Below are 23,592 nucleotides of genomic sequence, written 5' to 3'. Positions count from 1 at the left end.
AGATTATATCATGAAACAACAAAAAACACTCCATATTATCATTGCAGACGATCATCAAATTGTAATTGACGGTTTAAAATCATTACTAATCTCCAATCCACATATAAAAGTAGTCGGAGAAGCAGGAAATGGAAAGGAAGCAATAGAATTGATCAAAAAAAACAAGGTTGATATCGCTGTGTTGGATATCAGCATGCCAGAAATTAATGGCGTAGAAGCAGCAAAAATCATCAAAAAAGAACATCCTGAAATAAAAATCTTGATTTTAACAATGCACGACGGAAGTGAATTTATTCATGAATTAATTGAAATTGGTGCCAATGGTTACATTTTGAAAAATAGAGGCATGGAGGAGTTTGTAGAAGCGTTAGAAACCATTGCAAGAGGCGAAGAATATATCAAAGGGCAAGTATTAAATACCCTGTTGGAAGCTGTCCGCAAACCGAAGTCGAAAACGGTACAATTTACCAAGCGTGAAAAAGATGTACTGCGTTTAATTGTAGACGATCATACGACTTCTGAAATTTCTGCCAAACTTAATATTGCCAACAGTACGGTAGAAACACATCGTAGAAATTTAATAGAAAAAACAGGGGTAAAAAGCTCGTTAGGATTGGTGCGGTATGCCATGGAAAACGGACATGTGTGATTTTTTTCTTCATAAGTGATTTGTAAAACTCCTCAAATTTGGGGAGTTTTTTTGTTCCTTAATATTGAGGTTTTCTTGTCTAGCGGAATGCTTGAAATTTGTAATATCAATTCTACTATACAATACGACTTTATAGACGAAGTTGCTTTTGTATCATAGAACGCCGTGAATCTTTTGCATAGCCGTAGCTACGGAAAATATTCACAAGGAACTAGGATACCAAATGAACGAGTTTATATGTTGCATTTTATAGTTTAATTGGTATAAGTATACAAACTATAAAACTACCAATACATGAGAAGAGCTTTACTTGTAGGAATTAATCATTATCAAAAAAGTCCATTAAAAGGCTGTATTCCTGACGCAGAACGCATGCTTGAAGTCATTTCGAGACATGAAAATGGCGATCCAAATTTTGACTGTAAGTTATTAATTTCCAATCCCGATACGTGTACAATTACAATTCCACGATTAAAAAATAAAATTTACGACTTATTCAATCACGAAGCAGATGTAGCCTTCTTTTTCTTTGCAGGGCACGGCGCATCTACACATTTAGGAAGTTATTTGGTAACGGAAGATGCCGAAAAACATAATGAAGGTGTTAGCTTGAGTGAAGTGGTGAATATGGCAAACAATTCCAAAGCAACCGAAGTTATCATCATTCTTGATTGTTGTCACAGCGGCGGCATTGGAAACTTTGCAGAACTCGGCGATCGAAAAGTAATCTTACGAGAAGGCGTTTCGTTACTTACGGCGAGTAGAGATACACAATATTCTATGGAGCGCGGAGGATTTGGCGTATTTACAACCATTATTTACGATGCATTAAAAGGTGGCGCGGCAGATATACTAGGAAAAGTAAATGTTGCCAGAATGTACAACTATGTAGATATCATGTTAGATTCATGGAAACAGCGTCCTATATTCAAATCGCATGTGTCCAAAATGATTCCGTTGCGAAACTGTACTCCAAAAATCGCATCGGAAACACTTCGAAAGCTGCCGAAATACTTCAATGATGATAAAAAGGGAATTCAGCTTTCTGCTGATTATATACTGGGAGAAGAAGCTCAAAACGGTCTAGCTAATGTCATGTCCGATCTACGACAATACCACGCCAATGGTTTATTACTTCCCACAGATGCAAAATCCTTAGATGAAGCAGCTAAAAATGGGAGTTCGTGCGTACTGACACCACTTGGAATTTATTACAAGGAATTAGCTAAAACGAACAGAATATGATTGTTAAAATTGATACAGTTGCCAATTTTATAGTGGGACTTATGATTCCCAAATTCATCTTTTTGCTATTAAAGTGGACAAGCGAATTTGGAGGAGCTGCGGCAATCACTTCAAGACTAAAAGAAATCTCATTCGACATTGGAATGGAGGAGGGAATAGGTGTCTTTGTATTACTTGGAATACTATTTTATAAGCTTTCAGAATATGCTTTTTACAGACATTATGCTTCTAAAATAGAGCGTGAACAATTACAACAAAAGCTCTTGTATGAAGAGGTCTTACAGCGAATTGACAGCTATACAATTTCAAAATCCTTAAAAACTAGACTGAAATCAGAATACATTATAAGAAACTACTAAAAAACAAAAACCTATGAATCCTGTAACACAACACCGATTAATTCAAGACATTTTCTTTTCCTTACAAACCAGTCACAGCATGAAGGAAATTGTTGCTATTCTTAGCGGCTACGGAATCACCAATGAAGCCATCAACGATTACACACAAACCGAAATCAAAAAACTATTGGCAACCGCTTCTGACAAAATTTTGTTACTCATTGCAGACGATTTAAAAATTGACACCTCTAACTATGTCATTCTCAAAAAAGGCAAACCTACACAAAAGCCAAAAGAAGAATATCTAAAAAAAATATTCATCAGTCATTCTAGTAAAGACAAGGAAGTCGTAACGAGTTTCGTTCAGCTTTTAGAAGTCATTGGTATACCATCTGAAAATATATTTTGTACTTCCTTAGAAGGATATGGAACTACATTAGGAAATAATTTTATTGAAGAAATAGAAGCGCGTTTAGACGAAGATGTATTGGTGTTTTTTATGCTTTCAGATAACTTTTACAAATCGCCCATGTGTTTGATAGAAATGGGCGCGGCGTGGGCAAAAACCAAAAGTCAAATTTCAGTTGCCATTACACCATTTGATTTAGGAAAAATACAAGGAGTTTTCAAGCACTTTCAAGGCATTCAAATTGACAACGAATTGCATTACGATTTACTCAAAGAAACGCTAGAAACAAAATTTGGACTAGAGCCAAAACGTCCGCTTGTTTGGGCGCCAAAACGAAATATCTTTTTAAATATGATAAAACAACAAATTAAAAATTAAGCCCTAAAAATCAATTTGAATGAAGTTAAAAATGAATGGAAAAAGTGAAGTGGGCAATCCTGCGTTTAATATGCTAGTGATACTTTTCGGATTGTTTTTAACCACTCAAAAAAAGTACTTCACATACTATAAAACAATAGCCCTTTTTTGGCTGATTGGTACTGTCATCGTAGTTATATTTTTAGTACAAGGAAATGGATACTTCATCATTATGTTGGTGATAATTTTAATTGGGTTTTTAAAATTGACAGACAATCAATTGTGGAAATATCGTCCTTTTTCTCATATGTTTACCGTTGATGATTTTTCAGGAACATATAAAGGCACTATAGAATCTTTTTATTTCAAAGAATTCAAACAAAGTTTCTATTCACATGAAATGTTTAGAGAATACAAAAGAAATTCAAAACTAACAATTATCGTATATCAAACAGGAAGTGAAATTAAGGTGAGTTTTTTTTATGTAGAGTCAGGAGATAAAAAGATAAAAGCTGAAAGCTCTAAAGTCATGATGACAAAAACTGATGATGGGCAGCACATTATACTAACTTGTCACTATGGTGAGTTGGGAACTATAGAAAATGGCGGACATCATGTAACAGTAGTTTTAAAATTCATAAGAAAAGAAAATGATCACCACGTGAAAGGTGGTTTTTATGACAATCGAAAATTACAAGCACGCGGAAAATTTGTCGATTTAAAAAAAGTCAATCAAAATACGTTACATCCTTTTTAATAAATCAATATATGCAATTATGAAATACTTTTATCTATCATTTCTCCTTCTTCTTTTAAGCTGTCATCGAACGACAAAAGAAGAGTATTTAGGAGAATATCAAAATTTTATTAAGAGAATAAAGAGCAATTGGGCTTCATATTCAGAAAAAGATTGGAGTAGAGAAACAGTTCTATACGAAACGTATAGTAAAATAGATTATAAAAAGTTCAAAAATCAACTTACAATGAGTGAAAAAATAAGAGTTCATCGTTATGATTTTGCGTTTCACTTATACAAGGGCGATATCTCAATAAAGAAAATATTAAGTGGAGAATACAATGCAATATTTAAAGAGTTTGCATATGAGTTTAAAGAAATACTAAAAGAGTTATTGAAGTTTCCTGCTGATATAAGAATACAAAGTTTATTAAAGATAGTTGATCAATTAATTGAATGAGTTTAAAACATAAATACCACAAGTAATTACCTTTGGCACTTTTCTTGATAACATTTGGCAACGTTAAAACCAAACTTTATGAAGTCAAAAATAGTAGCATCACTATTAGTATGCTGTTTTGTGATAAGTGCGAGTCATGCACAAGGAAAACTAAATCGAGCTAAAAATGACCTTTCGGGAACTAGTAGTTCTAGTAGTTCCAATTCCAATTCAAATAGAAGTACTAATAATAACGATGATGATTGGGGCGATGGCGTTGGCTTTTTTGACGGCGTTTTTATTGAAATTGCCTATCATGCTACCATCGGAATCTTTTTTGGTGAAATGGAATCCCGCTATTTTTATGAATATCCATATTCCGACGGCTCACATGGCGAATATGCGTATGGAGACGAAGATGAAAGTATACCGTTAAAAAGAAGTCAATTTATTGTTTCTAATACATTTTTTACGAGCGGAAAAGAATTCTATGGCAATGATATCAAGCTGAATTTCCGTTTTGTGCCTTTAGTTGGAATAGAAGCAAATCACCTGCATTTCTTTGAAGATCGACCTAAAAATAATTTAGGAGCAACCTCTGTTATGATAAATTACTACCGAGTGCGCGAACAATACGTAACTGCTTTTTGGGGCGTTGGAGCCACACATGTTGGAAATGGTGTAGACGAAACAGGATTTGCTTATCAAGTCGGTGTTGAGGTATTTTTGAAAAAACCCTACAGTCTGAGTGCTTTGTGGAAACAAAGTTTAATCAACGATTCGTCCATAGATGAATTCAAACTGCATGCGCGTTATCACTTAAAACGTTTGTCCATTCACGGTGGCTACAATCATTACCAATTGGGAAGTGTCAGCATCAACGCACTCGGTTTTGGTGTGGATTATCGTTTCTGAAAAAATAGTATAAAAACAAAAAACGCGCTGAATCTCTTCAACGCGTTTTGAATATAGTATAAAAAGAAGATTATCCTTTGATAACTCCTCTTGAAATTACAATTTTTTGAATCTCAGAAGTACCTTCGTAAATCTGTGTAATCTTTGCATCACGCATCAAACGTTCTACATGGTATTCTTTTACAAAACCGTTTCCTCCATGAACTTGCACCGCTTCTACAGTCACTTCCATGGCAACTTTTGAAGCATACAATTTTGCCATTGCACTTGCCATGTCGTAGTTTTCTTTGGCGTCTTTCTTACAAGCGGCTTCCATTACTAAATGACGTGCAGCGGTAATTTCTGTATACATATCCGCCAATTTAAAAGCAATGGCTTGGTGATTGCAAATCTCCGTTCCAAACGCTTTACGCTCTTTTGAATATTTTAAGGCTAATTCATACGCTCCAGAAGCAATTCCTAATGCTTGCGCTGCAATTCCAATACGTCCACCAGAAAGTGTTTTCATTGCAAACTTAAATCCAAAACCATCTTCGCCAATACGATTCTCCTTTGGCACTTTAACATCGTTAAATTGTAAGGTATGTGTGTCGCTTCCGCGGATTCCCAACTTGTCTTCTTTAGGACCAATATCAAAACCAGGTGTTCCTTTTTCTACAATAAATGCGTTAATTCCTCTATGTCCTTTCTCGCGATCAGTTTGTGCAATCACTAAATACACATCTGCGCGTCCACCACTTGTAATCCAGTTTTTAGTACCGTTAATTACATAGTGATCGTCCATCTCAATCGCAGTGGTTTTTTGCGAAGTTGCATCACTTCCAGCTTCTGGTTCACTCAAACAAAAAGCACCTACATTTTCACCAGTGGCTAACTTTGTTAAATATTTTTGTTTTTGAGCTTCTGTTCCGTATGCTTCCAAACCATAACATACCAATGAATTATTTACAGATACAATCACTGAGGCAGAAGCATCAATTTTAGACAATTCTTCCATAATCAACACATACGAAATTGTGTCCATTCCACTTCCTCCATATTTCGGATCTACCATAATTCCCATAAATCCTAACTCGCCCATTTTACGAACCAACTCATTTGGAAATTCCTGTTTGTTATCACGTTCAATAACTTCAGGAAGTAATTCCGTTCTTGCAAAATCTCTCGCGGCATCGCGAATCATCATGTGTTCCTCTGTAAGATTAAAATCCATAATTATATATTGTATTAGTAATTCTCTAAAAAATTCGCACAAAGATAATTCTAAAATAGCAGATTTTCAATAATAAGCGTTTATTTTTAAGAATTCTTAATTTATTAGTGCCAAAATTATGAATCGTCCCAAAAAGTGAATTTAAAACGGCAAAATTTAAATACATTTACAATATGAATCCCTACAAAGCCATTGGTGTCATGTCTGGAACTTCCCTTGACGGAATCGATCTTGCCTACATACATTTCGAAAAAACAACACACTGGGAATTCAAAATTTTAGCCGCAGAAACGATTCCGTACACAACAACTTTTGAACAACAATTGCGAGAAGCTATCAATTACACGCCACAAAAACTTCAACAATTTGATACCGTATACACAAAGTTGTTAGCCAAAACGATTCAAACATTCATCAAAAAACATACAATCACGGAAATAGATGCAGTCTGCTCACATGGACATACCATTTTGCACGAACCCGAAAAAGGAATTACGTATCAAATCGGCAATCAAGAAATTTTAGCAGAACTCATTCAACAAAAAGTAGTGTGTGATTTTCGGGTACAAGATGTCAAATTAGGCGGACAAGGCGCGCCGTTAGTTCCAATTGGCGACGAATTGCTATTTTCGGAATATGACTATTGTTTAAATTTAGGTGGCTTCGCGAATATTTCCTATCACAAAGATGGAAAACGAATTGCGTATGACATCTGTCCCGTAAACATTGTACTGAACAAATACGCAAAACAAGTAGGATTTGACTATGACGACAAAGGTAAATTGGCAAAATCGGGCGACTATTTATTGAGTTTAGGTGCAGAATTAGACAATTTAGCCTATTACAAACAGCTTCCGCCAAAGTCACTCGGATTAGAATGGGTTCAAAAAGAAATAATTCCACGATTAGAAGCATTCCCAAGAAAAAAAATAGATGTATTGCGAACGTTTACAGAACATGTAGCGAGACAATTAGCACGAAATTTTAAAATAAGATCCAAAGTCTTAGTCACTGGTGGCGGTGCTTACAACGATTATTTGTTAGAAAGAATTGTCTATTACAAAGAACTAAATTTAGTAAAACCCACCAAAGAACTCATTGAATACAAAGAAGCGTTAATTTTTGGTTTCTTAGGAGTTTTACGCTTGCGCGAAGAAGTAAATTGTCTGAAAACAGTCACGGGAGCATCCAAAGATCATTGCTCTGGAAAAATATACAATTATCATATCGTTAAATAGTAGCCAAAGGATTCTGTAAACAAGCGAACAATTTTTATATTTGTCTCGATACAAACCTTTAGTACTTTAAATACAAATATTTGAAAGAATTACTCAAAATTTACGAAAACAAAGCACCTGAAATTGTTTTTAACTGGAAAGATCCTGAAACAAATGCAGAAGGTTGGACCGTAATTAACTCACTTCGTGGCGGTGCAGCTGGTGGCGGAACGCGCATGCGCAAAGGCTTAGACATGAATGAAGTACTTTCTCTAGCAAAAACGATGGAAGTCAAATTCACCGTCTCAGGACCATCGATTGGTGGCGCCAAATCAGGCATTAACTTTGATCCACAAGATCCGCGAAAAAATGGAGTGCTGAAACGTTGGTACAACGCCGTAGCACCCTTACTAAAAAGTTATTACGGAACTGGAGGCGATTTAAACGTAGATGAAATTCATGAAGTAATTCCAATTACGGAAGATAGTGGCGTGTGGCATCCGCAAGAAGGCGTTTTTAATGGACATTTTAAACCGACAGATGCAGACAAAATCAACCGAATTGGACAATTGCGTTTGGGAGTGATCAAAGTAATTGAAAGTCCTGTGTTTTCTCCCGATGTATCTCGAAAATATACCGTTGCCGACATGATTACTGGTTTTGGAGTTGCCGAAGCAGCACGTCATTTTTATGATATATATGGCGGATCCATTCAAGGAAAACGCGCTATTGTACAAGGTTTTGGAAATGTAGGAGCTGCTGCTGCGTACTATTTATCACAAATGGGCGCAAAAATAGTTGGAATTATTGACAGAGTTGGCGGCGTGATTAACGAAGATGGTTTTTCGCAAGAAGCCATCAAGGAATTTTACCTACATAAAGACGGAAATACGCTTGTAGCTGATAACATGATTCCTTTTGAAGAAATTAACCAACGCATTTGGGAATTGCCAACGGAAGTATTTGCACCTTGTGCAGCATCGCGACTCATCACGCAAGAACAAATTGATAAAATGATTGATACTGGACTGGAAGTCATTACCTGTGGTGCTAATGTGCCTTTTGCAGACAAAGAAATTTTCTTCGGGCCAATCATGGAACATACGGATCAAAAAGTAAGTTTAATACCAGACTTTATCTCCAACTGTGGAATGGCAAGAGTTTTTGCATATTTCATGGAACGTAGAGTACAAATGACCGATGAAGCCATCTTTGAAGATACTTCCAAAACCATCAAAAAAGCATTACAAAATACATTCAAACGAAATGCTTCAAAAGTAGATGTCAGCAAAACTGCTTTTGAAATTGCATTAAAAGAATTAGTTTAAAAACCAACTTATAAAAAATAGAAATGGAATCAGCAATAATAGCCGTATTTGTCTTTGGATATTTAGCCATAACCTTAGAACACAACTTAAAAATTGACAAGCTTATTCCCGCATTAGCCATGATGGCAATATGTTGGGCGTTTATCGCTTTCGGAATTGAAGACTTTCAAAATTGGTTCGACTCAGGAGCGCATGCGTTAGTCGGTGGAGAAAATGGTTTTGGTGCCTTAGCAACCGACGATAAAATGCATCTCATGGAAGAAGGTTTATTGCATCACCTTGGGAAAACCGCAGAAATATTAGTATTCTTATTAGGTGCGATGACCATTGTGGAAATTATTGACTATTTTAATGGTTTTGCTACGATAAAAAGTTTCATCAAAACCCGAAGTAAAAAGCGCGTATTGTGGATATTTGCGTTCTTAGCGTTTATCTTATCTGCTATTATTGACAATCTTACGGCAACGATCGTACTGATTTCAATTTTACAAAAAATTATTTCCGACAGAAATATTCGTGTTTGGTATGCCGGTTTAATTATCATTGCAGCAAACGCAGGTGGTGCTTGGTCACCAATTGGAGATGTTACGACAACGATGTTATGGATTGGCGATAAAGTATCTACAGGAAAACTATTTGGCTACTTATTTATACCATCATTATTATGTATGATTGTGCCAACATTTATTGCTTCTTTTTTAAAACCATTTCAAGGAAACTTACCTCAAGAAGAAGGTGCGGAAGAAGAAAAAACACATCGTTTTGGTCCAACTATGTTATACTTAGGACTATCAGCAATTGTATTTGTGCCTGTTTTCAAAGTAGTTACACATTTGCCTCCGTATGTAGGTATGATGTTGTCACTTTCGGTCGTTGCCATATTTGCAGAAATATACAGCAACTCAAAATTCACGATGGCAGCTGTCGGTGCCAATGAAGGCTATGATGAAAACGCTGATGGACTTCCAGTGCATCACAGTCCAGTACATCATTCCTTATCCAAAATTGAATTACCAAGTATCTTATTCTTCTTAGGAATCTTAATGGCAGTAGCGGCATTAGAATCCTTAGGGTTGTTATTCGGTTTTGCAGATTGGTTAAAAACGGCAACGCCACAATTAGGAACAGAAATGCACGATGGAGGAGTTTCTGATTTAGTAGTCATGGCACTTGGAGTAGGCTCGGCAGTCATTGACAATGTTCCGTTGGTAGCCGCCAGTTTAGGAATGTTTACAGAACCGTTAGATCACGAGCTGTGGCATTTCATCGCCTTTGCGGCGGGAACAGGAGGAAGTATGCTCATCATTGGGTCTGCGGCTGGTGTAGTTGCAATGGGAATGGAAAAAATAGATTTCTTTTGGTATCTCAAAAAAATATCGTGGCTCGCCTTTATTGGATTCGTCGTTGGTTCGGCAGTTTTCATGATCATGCGAACCCTATTTTAAGTACCTGATTTGTATACTTAATTAAAAAAAACACCGTTATTATAGTCTAAATCAAAAAACAACTATGTTATTATTTCAAACACCAACTACTCCTGTTGAAGATCCTGAAAGTCAGGAAAAAACATTTTCAATCATCAAATTAATTGTTGATGGAGGACCTGGAAGTATCATTATTATTAGTGTGTTATTAGTTTTACTAGCTGTCGCTTTATACATTTATTTTGAACGCATATTTGCAATCAAATCAGCTTCTAAAATTGATAAAAACTTTATGAATCAAATTCGCGATAATGTATCGACAGGAAAGCTGGAAGCTGCCAAAATATTATGTGCGCAAACTGATTCTCCTGTAGCACGATTGACCGAAAAAGGAATTGCCAGAATAGGGAAACCGTTGGAAGATATTAACAAAGCCATTGAAAATGCTGGAACCTTAGAAGTATACAAACTTGAAAAAAATGTCAGTATTCTTGCAACTGTAGCAGGCGCTGCACCCATGATTGGATTCTTAGGAACGGTAATTGGAATGATTATCGCCTTTCAAGAAATGGCAACTAGTGGCGGACAAGCACAAATGGGTTCTCTCGCAGAAGGTATTTACACCGCGATGACCACAACGGTTGCAGGACTAATTGTGGGAATTATTGCGTATATTGGATACAATCACTTAGTAGTGAAAACAGACAAAGTGGTACATCAAATGGAAGCAAATGCTGTAGACTTTTTAGATTTACTAAACGAACCTGTATAACGATATTCTATGAAATTACGCGGTAGAAATAAAGTAAGTCCAGAGTTTAGCATGTCGTCCATGACAGACATTGTGTTTTTATTATTGGTGTTTTTCATGTTAACGTCCAATTCGCCAAATGCGCTCGATTTGCTCTTGCCAAAAGCAAAAGGAAAATCAACGAACACGCAAAATGTTTCGGTGAGTATTAAAAAGAACTTACAAGTATACATTGATTCAGATCGTGTGCGAGAAAGTCAAATAGAATCGAAACTAAAAGCCAAATTAGCCGGGCAAGATACACCAACTATCATATTGCGAGCAGAAGAAGGTGTGCCAATTGAAAAAGCAGTAAATATTATGGACATTGCGAATAAAAATAAATATAAAATTATTCTAGCAGTTCGCCCAGAGTAATGGGTTTGCTTGAAACCAGGAATAAAAAATTTAAACTGCCTTTCGTTTTTATCGCAGGTGCAATTTTTTTAATAGGACTGGCATATTTTGCGAATTATTTAGAAGGTTTGCCACAAGTTGAAACGGAAGTTGAAAAGAAAAAAGCAAAAACAATACAAATTCGAGTTGATAAAGATGCAACGATCTTTCTAAATGGAACGAAAATTGTTATAGAACAACTTGAAGAACAATTAAAAATACAATTTGACGGTTATGCAAATCCTGTCATATCTTTGGAAGCTTCTGCGGAAGTTTCTGCCGAAAGGCTCCTAAAGATTATGGATATTGCAACAAAAAATAAGTATACAATCATTCTCGGAGGAGTCTCAAAATAAAGAACTATGTCGTTATTCAATACAGAACACAAACGAAAATCAGCCACCATTACTACGGTGTTGATGGTTTTATTATTAATATTCATGTTCATATTTGGAAAGACATACATGGATCCGCCAATTGAAAGTGGAATCGCGGTAAACTTCGGGACAAGCAATACAGGAAGTGGTGACGTAGAAACTCAAAAAAATCCAAAGCCTGTGGCAGCTCCAAAACAACAACAAGAGGAGCAAGAAGAACAACCACAAGAAACAGAACCTGTACAAGAAACACAGCCAGATACATCTTCGGAAGAAGTCATTACACAAGAATCAGAAGAGTCGATTGCTCTGAAAAAGGCGGAAGAGGAAAAAAAGCGCAAAGCAGACGAAGAGGCGAAGGCAAAAGCAGAAGCAGATCGTATTGCAAAAGCAAAAGCAGATGCGGAAGCCAAAAAGAAAGCAGAAGAAGCGGCTAAAAAAGCGAAGATTGATGCCTTATTTAATGATGCCAACGGAAACGGAGAAGATGAAAGTGAAGGAGAAGGACCAAATGATGGTCCAGGAAATAAAGGAAATCCAAACGGAGATCCGTATGCGGCAAGTTACTATGGAGAACCAGGCTCAGGAAACGGCGGCGGCGGTGGTTATGGCTTGAATGGAAGAAGCAAGCTTGCAAGTAGCAAAGTACTCCAAGAGTGTAATAAGGCTGGAACCATCGTAGTTGCTATTAAAGTGAATAGAAATGGAGAAGTGATCTCTGCGGAATATTCTCCTAAAGGATCTACAAGTACTGAAAGTTGTTTGATTGATGCAGCCATAAAAACTGCAAAAACATACAAATGGAATAAAGATGCAAAAGCACCATCAAAGCAAGTTGGTTTTATTGTGGTAAATTTCAAATTAGGTCAATAATTCATCAATGACAAACCAAGAAGCCATGCAATGGTGGAAAGCGCAATTTGAAGCTTCCTATCAAAAAAAAGGCGCTTCTAATAGTAGCACGGCTTGGGATTTGACGAAAATTACCAAGTTTGCCGAACACTTACAAAATCCTCATCAAAAATTTAAAAGCATTCATGTAGCTGGGACCAACGGAAAAGGTTCTACAAGTCACATGATCGCTTCTATATTGCAAGAAGCTGGTTATACTGTCGGATTGTACACATCGCCACATTTAAAAGATTTTAGAGAGCGAATTCGTGTCAATGGCGAGATGATTTCTCAAGAAACTAGCATTCAATTTGCAAAAAAGTATCAAACATACATCGCTGCTGAAGAATTGTCTTTTTTTGAATTGACCGTAGGCGCTGCATTTGACTATTTCGCACAGCAAAACGTTGATTTAGCCGTGATAGAAGTTGGTCTCGGCGGACGATTGGATTCCACAAATATCATTACACCTGAAGTTTCCGTCATTACCAATATCGGATATGATCATGTTGCCATTCTGGGAGACACGTTACCAAAAATAGCTGTAGAAAAAGCAGGAATCATCAAGGAAAATATTCCCGTTGTGATTGGCGAATATCACAAAGAAACTTTTCCTGTGTTTGAAGCAAAAGCGAAAGCGTTGAATGCTGAGTTGTATCTTGCTGAAAAAACCATTCAAAAAGTATATCAAACAGATCTGTTAGGCGATTACCAGCAGAAAAATTACAAATCGGCAGTACAAGCAGTTCAGTTACTAAAAGACTTCCAAATTGAAGAAAAACACATTCAAAACGGATTGCAAAACGTAGTTGCCAATACAAAGCTGCAAGGAAGGTGGCAAATTCTAAATGAGTTTCCAAAAACCATCTGCGATACTGCACACAACAAAGAAGGTTTGCAACTTGTAATGGAGCAATTACAAAAAGAAGATGTTCAACAATTACACATTGTTTTCGGTGTTGTGAATGATAAAAACTTAGATGCAATTCTTCCATTATTCCCTAAAACAGCCACATATTACTTTTGCAGCCCAAAAATAGATCGTGCTTTATCAGCGCAAGAATTACATCAAAAAGCAACAACATATCAGCTGACGGGCAATATATACAATTCAGTTTCAGAAGCCTATGCGGTTGCAGTAGAACATGCGTCAAATAACGATCTCATTTATGTTGGCGGTAGTACCTTTGTGGTGGCAGAAATACTTTGAAATTTATAGCTTTAAATTTTGCTAGATATAAAATCTATTTTATATTTGCATCCGCTATAAGCAATAAGGGCGATTAGCTCAGCTGGTTCAGAGCATCTGCCTTACAAGCAGAGGGTCACTGGTTCGAATCCAGTATCGCCCACTATCTTATTGAAAAAATGAATTACGGGTGATTAGCTCAGCTGGTTCAGAGCATCTGCCTTACAAGCAGAGGGTCACTGGTTCGAATCCAGTATTACCCACAAAAAAAGCTTCTTATTGCAAGAAGCTTTTTTTAGTTTATAACAACTCCAAAATTCGTTCCAACGCCATTCCGCGCGAACCTTTGATTAACAACGTGCTGTTTTGTATTTCTTTTGGGAATTGATCTTTTAACGATTCAAAAGTGATGTGAATGCTTATGTTGGGATTGCTGCTTTTTGTGATGCCAAAGTTTTCTCCAATTAAATAAATACGATCAATTTGTAAAGAGGCTGCGTATTCATGTATGAATTGATGTTCTGCTGCGGCACTTTCTCCAAGTTCAAACATATCACCTAAAAAAGCAATTTTAGTGGTATCGCTGAGGTTTGAAAAATTATCCAAGGCAGCTTTCATGCTTGTAGGATTGGCGTTGTAAGCATCTAAAATTATTTTATTAGAGTTTTTATGTATGATTTGCGATCGGTTGTTAGAAGGAATGTATGCTTCTATAGCGTCTTTTATATCCGTAAGTGTAACTTCAAAATACATTCCCATTGCAATGGCTGCTGCAATGTTTGAAAAATTGTAAGAACCAATCAGTTGGCTCTGAATTTCAATATCGTTTACAGTAGCTTTTACCATTGGATCAGCACTTACGAATTCAATTTTCAAATCGTGTCCTTCGGTGCTTCCAAAGGTATATTTTTTAGTGTTTTGTGTTCGCTCAACTTGTTTTGGATCGTCACCATTGACAAAGATACATTTAGCATTTGTTTTTAAGTGATCATACAGTTCGCTTTTTCCTTTTATGACACCTTCTACACCGCCAAAACCCTCTAAGTGTGCTTTTCCAAAATTGGTAATATATCCGTAATCTGGCTCGGCAATATTGCTTAAAAAGGCAATTTCTTGTTGGTGATTTGCGCCCATTTCTACAATTCCGATTTCTGTATCAGCATGCATAGAAAGTAAGGTAAGCGGTACGCCAATATGATTGTTTAAATTTCCTTTCGTTGCAGTAGTGTTGTATTTTTTTGAAATAACAGCGTTGATCAGTTCTTTAGTCGTTGTTTTGCCATTGCTTCCTGTTAATGAGATAATCGGAATGTTCAATTGCTTGCGATGGTAACTAGCAAGTTGTTGCAATGTTTCTAACACATTTTCTACGAGAATGGTTTGCTCGCTGGTTTTGTATGCTGATTCATCAATAACCGCAAAAGCAGCGCCTTTTTTCAGTGCATCTTCAGCATATTTATTTCCATTAAAATTGTCACCTTTCAAGGCAAAGAATATGCAGTTAGGTGTAATATTTCTAGAATCAGTAGATGCTATTGGGTGTTGTTGAAATTTAGCGTATAAATCTTGAATCATTTCTGTAGCTTTAAAAAAACATGTCTAAACGAAAAAAAAGCCCTGATACGTCAGGGCTTTTAAATTTTGATACACGTATTAAATGTATTATTTTCTTGGACTCTTTCTGTCTTGTGATTTTGAACCAACTCTTGACATCGCACATCTAAATCCGATGTACGAAGTTGCCATATACTCAGGGAAAGCTCTTCTTTGTGCTGGATCAATCCAATACGCTCTGTCTTTCCAAGAACCACCTTTGTAAACTCTTACATTGTCGTCAATTAAAGTTGTTCTTGAGTTAGACTTGTCATATTGTCTTACCATTCCTGTAGAGTCTGAATCAACTAAGTGCTTAGGAGCGTTGTACATGCGCTTCGCGTCCATTTCTCCATTTTCCTCATCTTCTTCGCTGAATAAATCGTAAAATCTAGAAGAAGACACATCACCATCACGGTAATTTCTGTTGTCAGACTTGTCAAAGTTAGTTCTCAAGTATGTTTCTTTTTCGTCAATAGCTACTTCAGCTAACTGACCAGGAAGGTTTCTTGCAACAATTCTACCGTTTGCTAGCGTATCATACTTAATCTCTCCTTCTGTAACAATTACAGTTTCTCCTTTTTCGTTGATTTTATTTTTCGTGTATACATTACCACGGTAGTAGTTAAAGTCACTTGCTTCATCATCTACAATTGGGCGGTATACATCAGCAACCCATTCTGCAACATTTCCAGCCATATCATACAATCCAAAATCATTTGGAGGATATGATTTTACTCTAGCTGTAATATCTGCACCGTCATCTGACCAACCTGCAATTCCACCGTAATCACCTTTGGATTGCTTAAAGTTTGCTAACTGATCTCCACGTCTTTTTCTGTTTCCGCTTCTTGTAAATTCTCCTTTCCAAGGATATTTTTTTCGACCACGAATATTGTTGTATTCACGCAAACCATCTAACCCTTTTGCGGCATATTCCCACTCAGCTTCGGTTGGCAAACGGTATTCAGGTAGAATAACACCTGTAGTACGTTTTGCATATACGTTCTTTGATTCAGCATCATCTGCATCAGCATCGTCATCGTCATCGTTTTTCTTTTTACTGCTTTTATTTGACTTTTCAGCAATTCTTCCTTGATACTCATCAATTCTTCCACCATATGTTTCGGATGGTTTTGTTAAGTATGCTTCTGTACTGAATGTGCTAGTAGCATCAATACTATCAGTTTTTACACCTTTGGCAATGTAGCCTTCGCGCTCCAAAACAGCTTCGTTTACTCTGTCTGTTCTCCACTTACAGAATTGTACTGCTTGAATCCAATTGACACCAACCACAGGATATTCTGCATATCCAGGATGTCTTAGGTAATTTGTAGTCATCGTTTCGTTGAATCCTAAACGATTTCTCCAAACCAATGTGTCAGGCAAAGCACCTGTATAAATGTTTCTGTAATTTTCCTCTTCTGGCGGGAAAACAGTTTTTGTCCAATATAAGTACTCTGTATACATTAAATTGGTGACTTCTGTTTCATCCATGTAGAAAGATTGTACGTGTTGCTGATTTGGAGTATTGTTCCAATCGTGCATAGGATCATCTTGTGTTTTTCCCATTGTAAAAGTTCCTCCTTCTACAAATACGAGTCCAGGAGCCGTTTCCTGATCTTTATATTTAGTATTGGCTGTAAATCCTCCATCTTTACCATCAATGCGCCATCCTGTGGCTTTTGATGTACTGTTTGATGATGATCTTTTACAGCTAAAAAATCCTAGTGAAACTACTGCGACAAGTAGCATAATTCTTAAAGTTCGCTTTTTCATAGTCAAGACTTGAGTATTGAAAGAAATTTAGGTTTGCAATATAGTAATTAAAGGTAAAATATCAAGATTAATTTCAAAATTTAATATGACGCTTTGCCTCAATTATTAATATCAATAGTTTTCATATAACGAGTACAGTTGTGATTTATTATTCTTAATTTTGTTTTTTTAAGAAATAAGCTAAAACATTGAATAATATTTCAATGTATTTATCGTTTAAGATGCAATGAAAAAAACACTAACTTTTCTAATAGGTCTCCTTTTTCTAAGTGCCAACGCGCAAAATAAGCACTTTGATCTTACGTGGAGCGACACGGCAAAAGAATTTTCAAAAGAAAATTCCTCTGTGAAATTACCAACATTTAATGAAGAATATTTTGTGAGCAATGACGACAGAACCATCAGTTTTATAGCGCAATGGGACGATGATCGTTTTGTAAATAAAAATTCAATACAAATTACAAATGTAGCGTATGGTACAATTTCAGATCAGAATTTAGGCGGAATTGACAAGCGAAAATTACCAACTTCTATTCAAGTGCAAATCGGTAATTCGGTTGCAAGAGGTAAAAATGCACATATATTAACGGTGTCTCCATTAATTAGAGAAAACGGAATTGTTAAAAAAGTATTGAGTTTTGATGTAAATTATAATCTTTTGGCAGGAAGACCTTCTTCTTTTGCTAAAAGTAGTGCTGTTACTAGTTCTGTATTATCAAGTGGAAATTTCTATAGATTTTCAGTAGATAAATCAGGTATTTATAGAATAGACACAAATCTTTTAAATCAAATAGGAATCAACGCAGGAAACATTGATCCGAGAAAAATTAAAATCTATGGAAATGGCGGAAGAATGATTCCACATCTAAATTCAGCCAATGAATACTACGATGTCACTGAAAATGCAATTACCGTTTTTGGGGAAGAAGATGGTGTATTTAATGGAAATGATTACATATTATTTTATGCAGAAGGTCCTGATGTTTTCAATGAAGATAGTCAAACACACATCAATGCGTATACAGATAAAACCTATTATTACATCACAGCCGATGGTTCCGCTGATGGAAAACGAATTCCAGAAGCTGTGCAACCAACAGCTGCGCCTGATGTGACTATTACAGAATATGATGATTATCAATATCATGAAGTAGACAATATCAATATTGTAAAACTTGGGCGAAGATGGTTTGGCGAAGTCTTTAATATTGAATCTGAACAAACATTCAGCTTTTCATTGACAAATTTAGTAACGACCGAACCTGTTCGTATCGGAATAAAACCTGCAGCAATCTCTAACGGAATTACCAGTATGAGTACGTTTATCAATGGTCAAGCTGCACAAAATATCAACGGTCAGCCAGCGTTCAATTTCACGTTTCCTCAAATTAACGATACGCGAATTGCCACACAACACAATGTATCTGGCGTTCCACCTAACAGAAATGGACTCATTGTAGATGATGTGAATCTAAACTCAACTGACTTAAACATTACGCTCAACTACGAAAACAACGGAATCGCAGGTTCTATTGCATATTTAGATTATATTTCAGTAGAATCTAAACGAGCACTTACAGGAGTTGACGATCAATTCTTTTTCAAATACAATGATGCGCGAAATATCATTGGAACGGGAGAATTTGTCATTTCAAACGCTACCAGAATATATGAAGTTTGGGACATTACAGATATTTGGAATGTAACCAAAGTAACCAATACAGGAGCAGCAAGTTCATTTTCGTTCAAAGCACCGATGGGCGAAATTAGAAAATACATTGCGGGCGATACATCACGATTCTTAATTCCAACCATAGAACCTAACAATCAAGTGCTAAATCAAGACTTGAAAGGAAGTGTATTTGCAGATGGCGATGTAGAATATATCATCATTTCTCCTGAAAATATGGTGTCTCAAGCAGAACGAATTGCAGAATTCCACAGAGGAAACTCTGGAATGATTGTAAAAGTGGTGACGCTCAAAAGTATTTACAACGAATTCAACACAGGAAATCCCGATATTGGTGCCATTCGTAACTTTATAAAATATGTGTACGACAATGCAAGTATACCTGAAAATCGTCTCAAATATGTATGTATGTTTGGCGATGCTTCGTATGACTACAAAGATAGAATTCAAGGAAATACCAACATTGTTCCCGTGTATCAAGCGTATGATAGTTTCAACCTCACGAGTGGGTTTATGACAGATGATTTTTTTGGAATGATGGACGAAAACGAAGGAACAATGACGGTGACAGATCGTCTAGATGTCGCCATGGGAAGAATGTTAGTCCTAGATCCAAATCAAGCCAAAGCTATTGTTGATAAAACATTAGTATACTACAGTAAAGCCGCATTTGGAAGATGGCGAAATACAGTAACTATTGTGTCCGATGATGCGGAAAATGACTCTGATAAAGACCTACAAGTAGATTTAGATGCACTTGGGGAAGATATTGCCACTGAAAAGCCATTCATCAACATTTCAAAAATTCACGCGGATGCGTATGTGCAACAATCTTCAGCCGCGGGAGAAAGATATCCAGAAGTAAACGAAGCTATCAAAGATAACATTGCACTAGGTTCTTTAGTCGTAAATTACTTTGGGCATGGTGGAGAAGATGGTTTGTCAGGAGAACGAATATTCGAAAAAGGAGATTCACAAGACTTAACAAACGATTGTCGTCTTCCTTTATTTATCACAATTACTTGTGAATATACACGTTTTGACAATCCGCTTCGTGAAACCGCAGGAGAATTTATGTTTTGGAACGAAAATGGAGGCGCAGTTTCGCTATTGACAACCACGCGACAAATATTTCAAAACGTAGGTGTAAGTATCAATGAACTCTTGGCGAGATATCTATTCTCGTATGGTTCTAATGAATATGAACCTGTGTCAGAAGCGTTGCGTCAAACTAAAAATTTAGTCACCACAAGTAACAAAAGAACGGTTTTCTACATTGGCGATCCAGCAATGAAACTAGCTATTCCACGTCCTAGAGTCAACTTAACAGCCATTAATGATGTGCCAATCACACAAGCTACAGATACACTCAAAGCATTAAGCAAAGTAAAAATTGCAGGAAACGTAACAGATGACGCTGGAAACTTGATCACTTCCTATAACGGAACCGTGTTTTCTACGATTTATGACAAAAAAATACAACGTCAAACACTTGCCAATGACTTTCCATTCATCTTTGATTTTGAAACCTTAGGAGAAATTATCTTTAGAGGGAAATCAGAAGTAGTAGAAGGAAACTTCGAATTTGAATTTGTAGTACCACGTGACATTACCATTCCTGTTGGAAACGGTCGTATCAGTTTTTATGCCGAAAAAGAAGGAACCTTAGAAGACAATACAGGTTTCAGTGAAAATATCAAAGTAGGCGAACTCAACGAAGATGCACCTATAGATAATGATGCGCCTGTGGTTAATTTATTTTTAAATGACGAAAGTTTTGTTTCTGGTGGAATTACCAACGAATCACCATTCTTGCTGGCAAAATTATCAGATGCAAACGGAATCAATACAGCAAGTGGAATTGGGCATGATATCATTGCTATTTTAGATGGAGATGAAGTCAATCCAATCATTCTAAACGACTATTACGAAACCGAACTAAACGACTACACACGCGGAGTTGTAAAATTTCCATTGCGCGATATAGAAGAAGGAACACATACACTATCACTCAGAGCTTGGGATGTATACAACAACTCCACAACCACTGAAATTCAATTTACAGTATTCAATGAAAGCAACTCATTGACGATTACCAATGTGTTAAATTATCCAAATCCTTTTGTAAGTTATACTGAATTCTGGTTCAACCACAACAGTTCAAGTGAATTGGATGTTATGATACAAGTTTTTACCATATCAGGAAAAGTGGTACGTACTTTGGTAGGAAAAGCAAACTCGGGTGCGTCAAGCAAAGACTTTAGTTCCTTGTCAAGAGATATTGTCTGGGATGGAAAGGACGATTTTGGTGATAAACTTGCAAAAGGTGTCTACGTATACAAGATTACTGTAAAATCTCCGTTAACTAATCAGCAAGTCGAAAAATTTGAAAAACTTGTAATCCTATAAATAAAACCTATATTTGTTAAAATTTTAACTGAATGAAGAAGCTATTTTTATCTATATTATGTATGATTCCTTTCGGAATGTTGGCACAAACCACGATTGTCAATCCAAACGATACAAGAGTAATCACTACAGGTGTACCTTTCCTACTCATTACAGCTGATGCGAGAGCAGGAGGAATGGGAGAACTCGGAGTTGCCACTTCTCCTGATACCTATTCACAACAGTGGAATCCTGCAAAATATGCTTTTGTAAAAGAGCAAATTGGAGTTGGAGTTAGTTACACACCATATTTAAGTGATTTGGTAAATGATATCTTTTTAGGTAACTTAACGTTCTACAATAGAATTAGCGAAAGAAGTGCCTGGTCAGCAAGTATCAAGTATTTCAGCTTGGGTGAAATAGAAATCATTACACAACAACAAGCAGATATAGGAAACTTCACACCGCTCATAGAAAGTCCAAACGAATTGTCAATTGATGCATCGTACGCGCTGCGTTTAAGTGATCAATTTGCATTGTCGGTAACAGGTCGTTTCTTGCGTTCAGATTTAAAATTGCAATCACAACCAGATGTTGAAGCAAATGCGGCAAGTACGTTTGCTGTTGATATTGCAGGATACTATCAGTCAGAAGAAGTTGCGTATGACAACTTCAATGGACGTTGGAGAGGTGGATTTAACATCTCAAACTTAGGGCCAAAACTAAAATATGACGAATTGGGTCAAGAAAACTTTTTACCAACACAATTGAAATTGGGTGGTGGATTTGATTTTATCTTTGATGAATACAACAAATTAGCGGTAAGTGTTGAAGTAAACAAACTATTAGTACCAACACCGCCACAACTCGGTTTCGTAGATGTAAACGATAACGGAGATCAAGATACAGACGACCTATCAACGCCTGACGTAAACGAAAACGAGCCAACAATCATTGTAGCTGGACAAGATGACGATGTTAGTTTTGTGTCTGGAATCTTTCAATCATTTGGTGATGCACCAGGAGGTTTTAGTGAAGAAATGAAAGAATTTACCTGGGCATTGGGAGCAGAATACTGGTATCAAGATTCATTCGCACTTCGTGCCGGATACTTCAATGAAGCAGAAGAAAAAGGAGCTAGAAAATTCTTTACATTAGGTGCAGGATTCAAATACAGCGCTGTAACAATTGATGTTTCGTATCTATTCTCGGCATCACAAGTTAGAAATCCATTAGAAAACACATTGCGTTTCTCACTAACATTCAACTTAGGAGACACGTACGACGAATTATAAAATTCATCACACATACAAAATACAAAAACCTTTCAAGCTTCTTGGAAGGTTTTTTGTTTTTCAGGATGTTGGGAGGTAGGTTTTTGGTCTTGAGTAGTAAATTGGTATAATATTGAAGAAGTTTCACAAAAGACGAATGAACAAATAGAAAGCTCAAGGTTTTGTGCGTTTATATTTTTAGCAACCAGCAACCAAACACTAGCGCGCGCTTCCAACGCGTGCTCACTAAATCAAAAAATCATTCGTGAATTCGTGGTAAAAAAGAAGTTTACTCGTTTAAACACGCAACAATCGAAAAAAAATATAAAACGCTACATGTAAAATGAAAAGTGTTTTTCTAGCAACTAGCACCCAAAATCCCAACACCTAACAATCTCATAAATAATTACTATCTTTCTATGCTATTTCAAGGTGAATAAAACAACCAAAGAAAAAAACTGAAATTGATCCATGCAGGAAATAAAAATTACGACAACACTTACGTGTTATGATTATATAGAGGAACTTCCTCCAAATATTCAAAAACTAATGGAACATGCGGTAGCCGCACGTAAAAAGGCGTATGCGCCGTATTCCAAATTTAGAGTAGGCGCAGCATTACAACTCGAAAATGGCGTAGTTGTAACAGGAAGCAATCAAGAAAATGCAGCGTATCCATCTGGCTTATGTGCAGAGCGCGTAGCTATTTTTCACGCTGGTGCGGAATATCCAAACGTCAAAATTCGGCAAATTGCAATTACAGCTACTTCCGACAATCATATCAACAAAACGCCAATTCCACCTTGCGGATCGTGCAGACAGTCCATTGCGGAATACGAAATGCGTCAAGACGAAGCGATTGAAATATACTTTATGGGCGGCGAAGGAAAAATTATGAAATCCAATTCCTTAAAAGATTTATTGCCGTTAGTTTTTGATAAAAGTTATTTGTAAA

At 36.5% G+C, this 23,592-nt stretch carries 21 protein-coding genes and 2 tRNA genes; 20 read left to right on the top strand and 3 right to left on the bottom strand.

The features are described 5' to 3' along the window. Positions 1–10 precede the first annotated feature (10 nt). From KORDIASMS9_RS00985 to KORDIASMS9_RS00955, 7 genes are all read left to right on the top strand, one after another. Positions 11–649: a response regulator transcription factor gene (locus KORDIASMS9_RS00985; protein WP_114901055.1), complete on the top strand. Its 639-nt coding sequence runs from the start codon at positions 11–13 to the stop codon at positions 647–649. 294 nt (positions 650–943) lie between these two features. Further along, the gene (locus KORDIASMS9_RS00980) at positions 944–1,894 is read left to right on the top strand and encodes a caspase family protein (protein WP_114901054.1); all 951 of its coding nucleotides are present in this window, start codon (positions 944–946) and stop codon (positions 1,892–1,894) included. Beyond that, the gene (locus KORDIASMS9_RS00975) at positions 1,891–2,253 is read left to right on the top strand and encodes a hypothetical protein (RefSeq protein WP_114901053.1); all 363 of its coding nucleotides are present in this window, start codon (positions 1,891–1,893) and stop codon (positions 2,251–2,253) included. Before KORDIASMS9_RS00980 ends, KORDIASMS9_RS00975 begins: the two co-directional genes overlap by 4 nt. Before the next feature lie 13 nt (positions 2,254–2,266). Then, positions 2,267–3,019 carry a toll/interleukin-1 receptor domain-containing protein gene (locus KORDIASMS9_RS00970; protein ID WP_114901052.1) on the top strand — a complete coding sequence of 251 codons (753 nt, stop codon included), beginning with the start codon at positions 2,267–2,269 and terminating at the stop codon, positions 3,017–3,019. A 19-nt stretch (positions 3,020–3,038) separates the two neighbouring features. After that, complete coding sequence (locus KORDIASMS9_RS00965) at positions 3,039–3,755, top strand: hypothetical protein (protein WP_162819700.1); 717 nt, start codon at positions 3,039–3,041, stop codon at positions 3,753–3,755. A gap of 19 nt (positions 3,756–3,774) precedes the next feature. Then, positions 3,775–4,194: a DUF6565 domain-containing protein gene (locus tag KORDIASMS9_RS00960; protein ID WP_114901050.1), complete on the top strand. Its 420-nt coding sequence runs from the start codon at positions 3,775–3,777 to the stop codon at positions 4,192–4,194. Positions 4,195–4,272: 78 nt separating this feature from the next. Beyond that, positions 4,273–5,088: a hypothetical protein gene (locus tag KORDIASMS9_RS00955; RefSeq protein ID WP_114901049.1), complete on the top strand. Its 816-nt coding sequence runs from the start codon at positions 4,273–4,275 to the stop codon at positions 5,086–5,088. Between the two features lie 70 nt (positions 5,089–5,158). On the opposite strand, the gene KORDIASMS9_RS00950 is transcribed toward KORDIASMS9_RS00955, so the two are convergent. Beyond that, positions 5,159–6,301, bottom strand: coding sequence for an acyl-CoA dehydrogenase (locus tag KORDIASMS9_RS00950; RefSeq protein WP_114901048.1), 1,143 nt, complete (start codon positions 6,299–6,301; stop codon positions 5,159–5,161). A gap of 173 nt (positions 6,302–6,474) precedes the next feature. Between KORDIASMS9_RS00950 and KORDIASMS9_RS00945 the strand changes: the two genes are divergently transcribed. The 10 genes from KORDIASMS9_RS00945 (at position 6,475) to KORDIASMS9_RS00900 (ending at position 14,176) form a co-directional block, all read left to right on the top strand. Beyond that, complete coding sequence (locus KORDIASMS9_RS00945; protein WP_114901047.1) at positions 6,475–7,539, top strand: anhydro-N-acetylmuramic acid kinase; 1,065 nt, start codon at positions 6,475–6,477, stop codon at positions 7,537–7,539. A gap of 80 nt (positions 7,540–7,619) precedes the next feature. Beyond that, positions 7,620–8,846 carry a Glu/Leu/Phe/Val dehydrogenase dimerization domain-containing protein gene (locus tag KORDIASMS9_RS00940; RefSeq protein ID WP_114901046.1) on the top strand — a complete coding sequence of 409 codons (1,227 nt, stop codon included), beginning with the start codon at positions 7,620–7,622 and terminating at the stop codon, positions 8,844–8,846. 23 nt (positions 8,847–8,869) lie between these two features. Further along, the gene (nhaD, locus tag KORDIASMS9_RS00935; protein WP_114901045.1) at positions 8,870–10,291 is read left to right on the top strand and encodes a sodium:proton antiporter NhaD; all 1,422 of its coding nucleotides are present in this window, start codon (positions 8,870–8,872) and stop codon (positions 10,289–10,291) included. 64 nt (positions 10,292–10,355) lie between these two features. Next, positions 10,356–11,042, top strand: coding sequence for a MotA/TolQ/ExbB proton channel family protein (locus tag KORDIASMS9_RS00930; RefSeq protein WP_114901044.1), 687 nt, complete (start codon positions 10,356–10,358; stop codon positions 11,040–11,042). A 9-nt stretch (positions 11,043–11,051) separates the two neighbouring features. Continuing rightward, positions 11,052–11,438, top strand: coding sequence for a biopolymer transporter ExbD (locus KORDIASMS9_RS00925; RefSeq protein WP_114901043.1), 387 nt, complete (start codon positions 11,052–11,054; stop codon positions 11,436–11,438). A gap of 5 nt (positions 11,439–11,443) precedes the next feature. Beyond that, positions 11,444–11,812, top strand: a complete 369-nt coding sequence (locus KORDIASMS9_RS00920; protein ID WP_162819699.1) for a biopolymer transporter ExbD — start codon at positions 11,444–11,446, stop codon at positions 11,810–11,812. Positions 11,813–11,818: 6 nt separating this feature from the next. Beyond that, positions 11,819–12,706, top strand: coding sequence for an energy transducer TonB (locus tag KORDIASMS9_RS00915; protein WP_114901041.1), 888 nt, complete (start codon positions 11,819–11,821; stop codon positions 12,704–12,706). Between the two features lie 7 nt (positions 12,707–12,713). Continuing rightward, on the top strand, positions 12,714–13,934 hold the full coding sequence (locus tag KORDIASMS9_RS00910; RefSeq protein WP_114901040.1) for a folylpolyglutamate synthase/dihydrofolate synthase family protein: 1,221 nt from the start codon (positions 12,714–12,716) through the stop codon (positions 13,932–13,934). Between the two features lie 67 nt (positions 13,935–14,001). After that, positions 14,002–14,076 (top strand) — tRNA-Val (locus tag KORDIASMS9_RS00905). A 25-nt stretch (positions 14,077–14,101) separates the two neighbouring features. Continuing rightward, positions 14,102–14,176, top strand: a tRNA-Val gene (locus KORDIASMS9_RS00900). Between the two features lie 37 nt (positions 14,177–14,213). Here KORDIASMS9_RS00900 and murF read toward each other — a convergent pair. Continuing rightward, positions 14,214–15,488, bottom strand: coding sequence for a UDP-N-acetylmuramoyl-tripeptide--D-alanyl-D-alanine ligase (murF, locus tag KORDIASMS9_RS00895; RefSeq protein ID WP_114901039.1), 1,275 nt, complete (start codon positions 15,486–15,488; stop codon positions 14,214–14,216). 87 nt (positions 15,489–15,575) lie between these two features. Next, the gene (gene gldJ, locus KORDIASMS9_RS00890; protein ID WP_114901038.1) at positions 15,576–17,285 is read right to left on the bottom strand and encodes a gliding motility lipoprotein GldJ; all 1,710 of its coding nucleotides are present in this window, start codon (positions 17,283–17,285) and stop codon (positions 15,576–15,578) included. 226 nt (positions 17,286–17,511) lie between these two features. On the opposite strand from gldJ, the gene porU reads away from it, so the two are divergent. The 3 genes from porU (at position 17,512) to cdd (ending at position 23,591) form a co-directional block, all read left to right on the top strand. Next, entirely contained in the window at positions 17,512–21,384 is a 3,873-nt protein-coding gene (gene porU / locus KORDIASMS9_RS00885; protein ID WP_114901037.1) for a type IX secretion system sortase PorU, read from the top strand. 32 nt (positions 21,385–21,416) lie between these two features. Further along, positions 21,417–22,658 carry a type IX secretion system outer membrane channel protein PorV gene (gene porV, locus KORDIASMS9_RS00880; RefSeq protein ID WP_114901036.1) on the top strand — a complete coding sequence of 414 codons (1,242 nt, stop codon included), beginning with the start codon at positions 21,417–21,419 and terminating at the stop codon, positions 22,656–22,658. 450 nt (positions 22,659–23,108) lie between these two features. Then, a complete protein-coding gene (gene cdd / locus KORDIASMS9_RS00870; protein WP_114901034.1) occupies positions 23,109–23,591 on the top strand; it encodes a cytidine deaminase in 483 nt (160 codons plus the stop codon). The last annotated feature ends 1 nt before the right edge of the window (position 23,592 follow it).

The sequence above is a fragment of the Kordia sp. SMS9 genome, from assembly GCF_003352465.1.
Taxonomy (GTDB): Bacteria; Bacteroidota; Bacteroidia; order Flavobacteriales; family Flavobacteriaceae; genus Kordia.
This window is presented reverse-complemented; position numbering and strand designations above follow the sequence as displayed.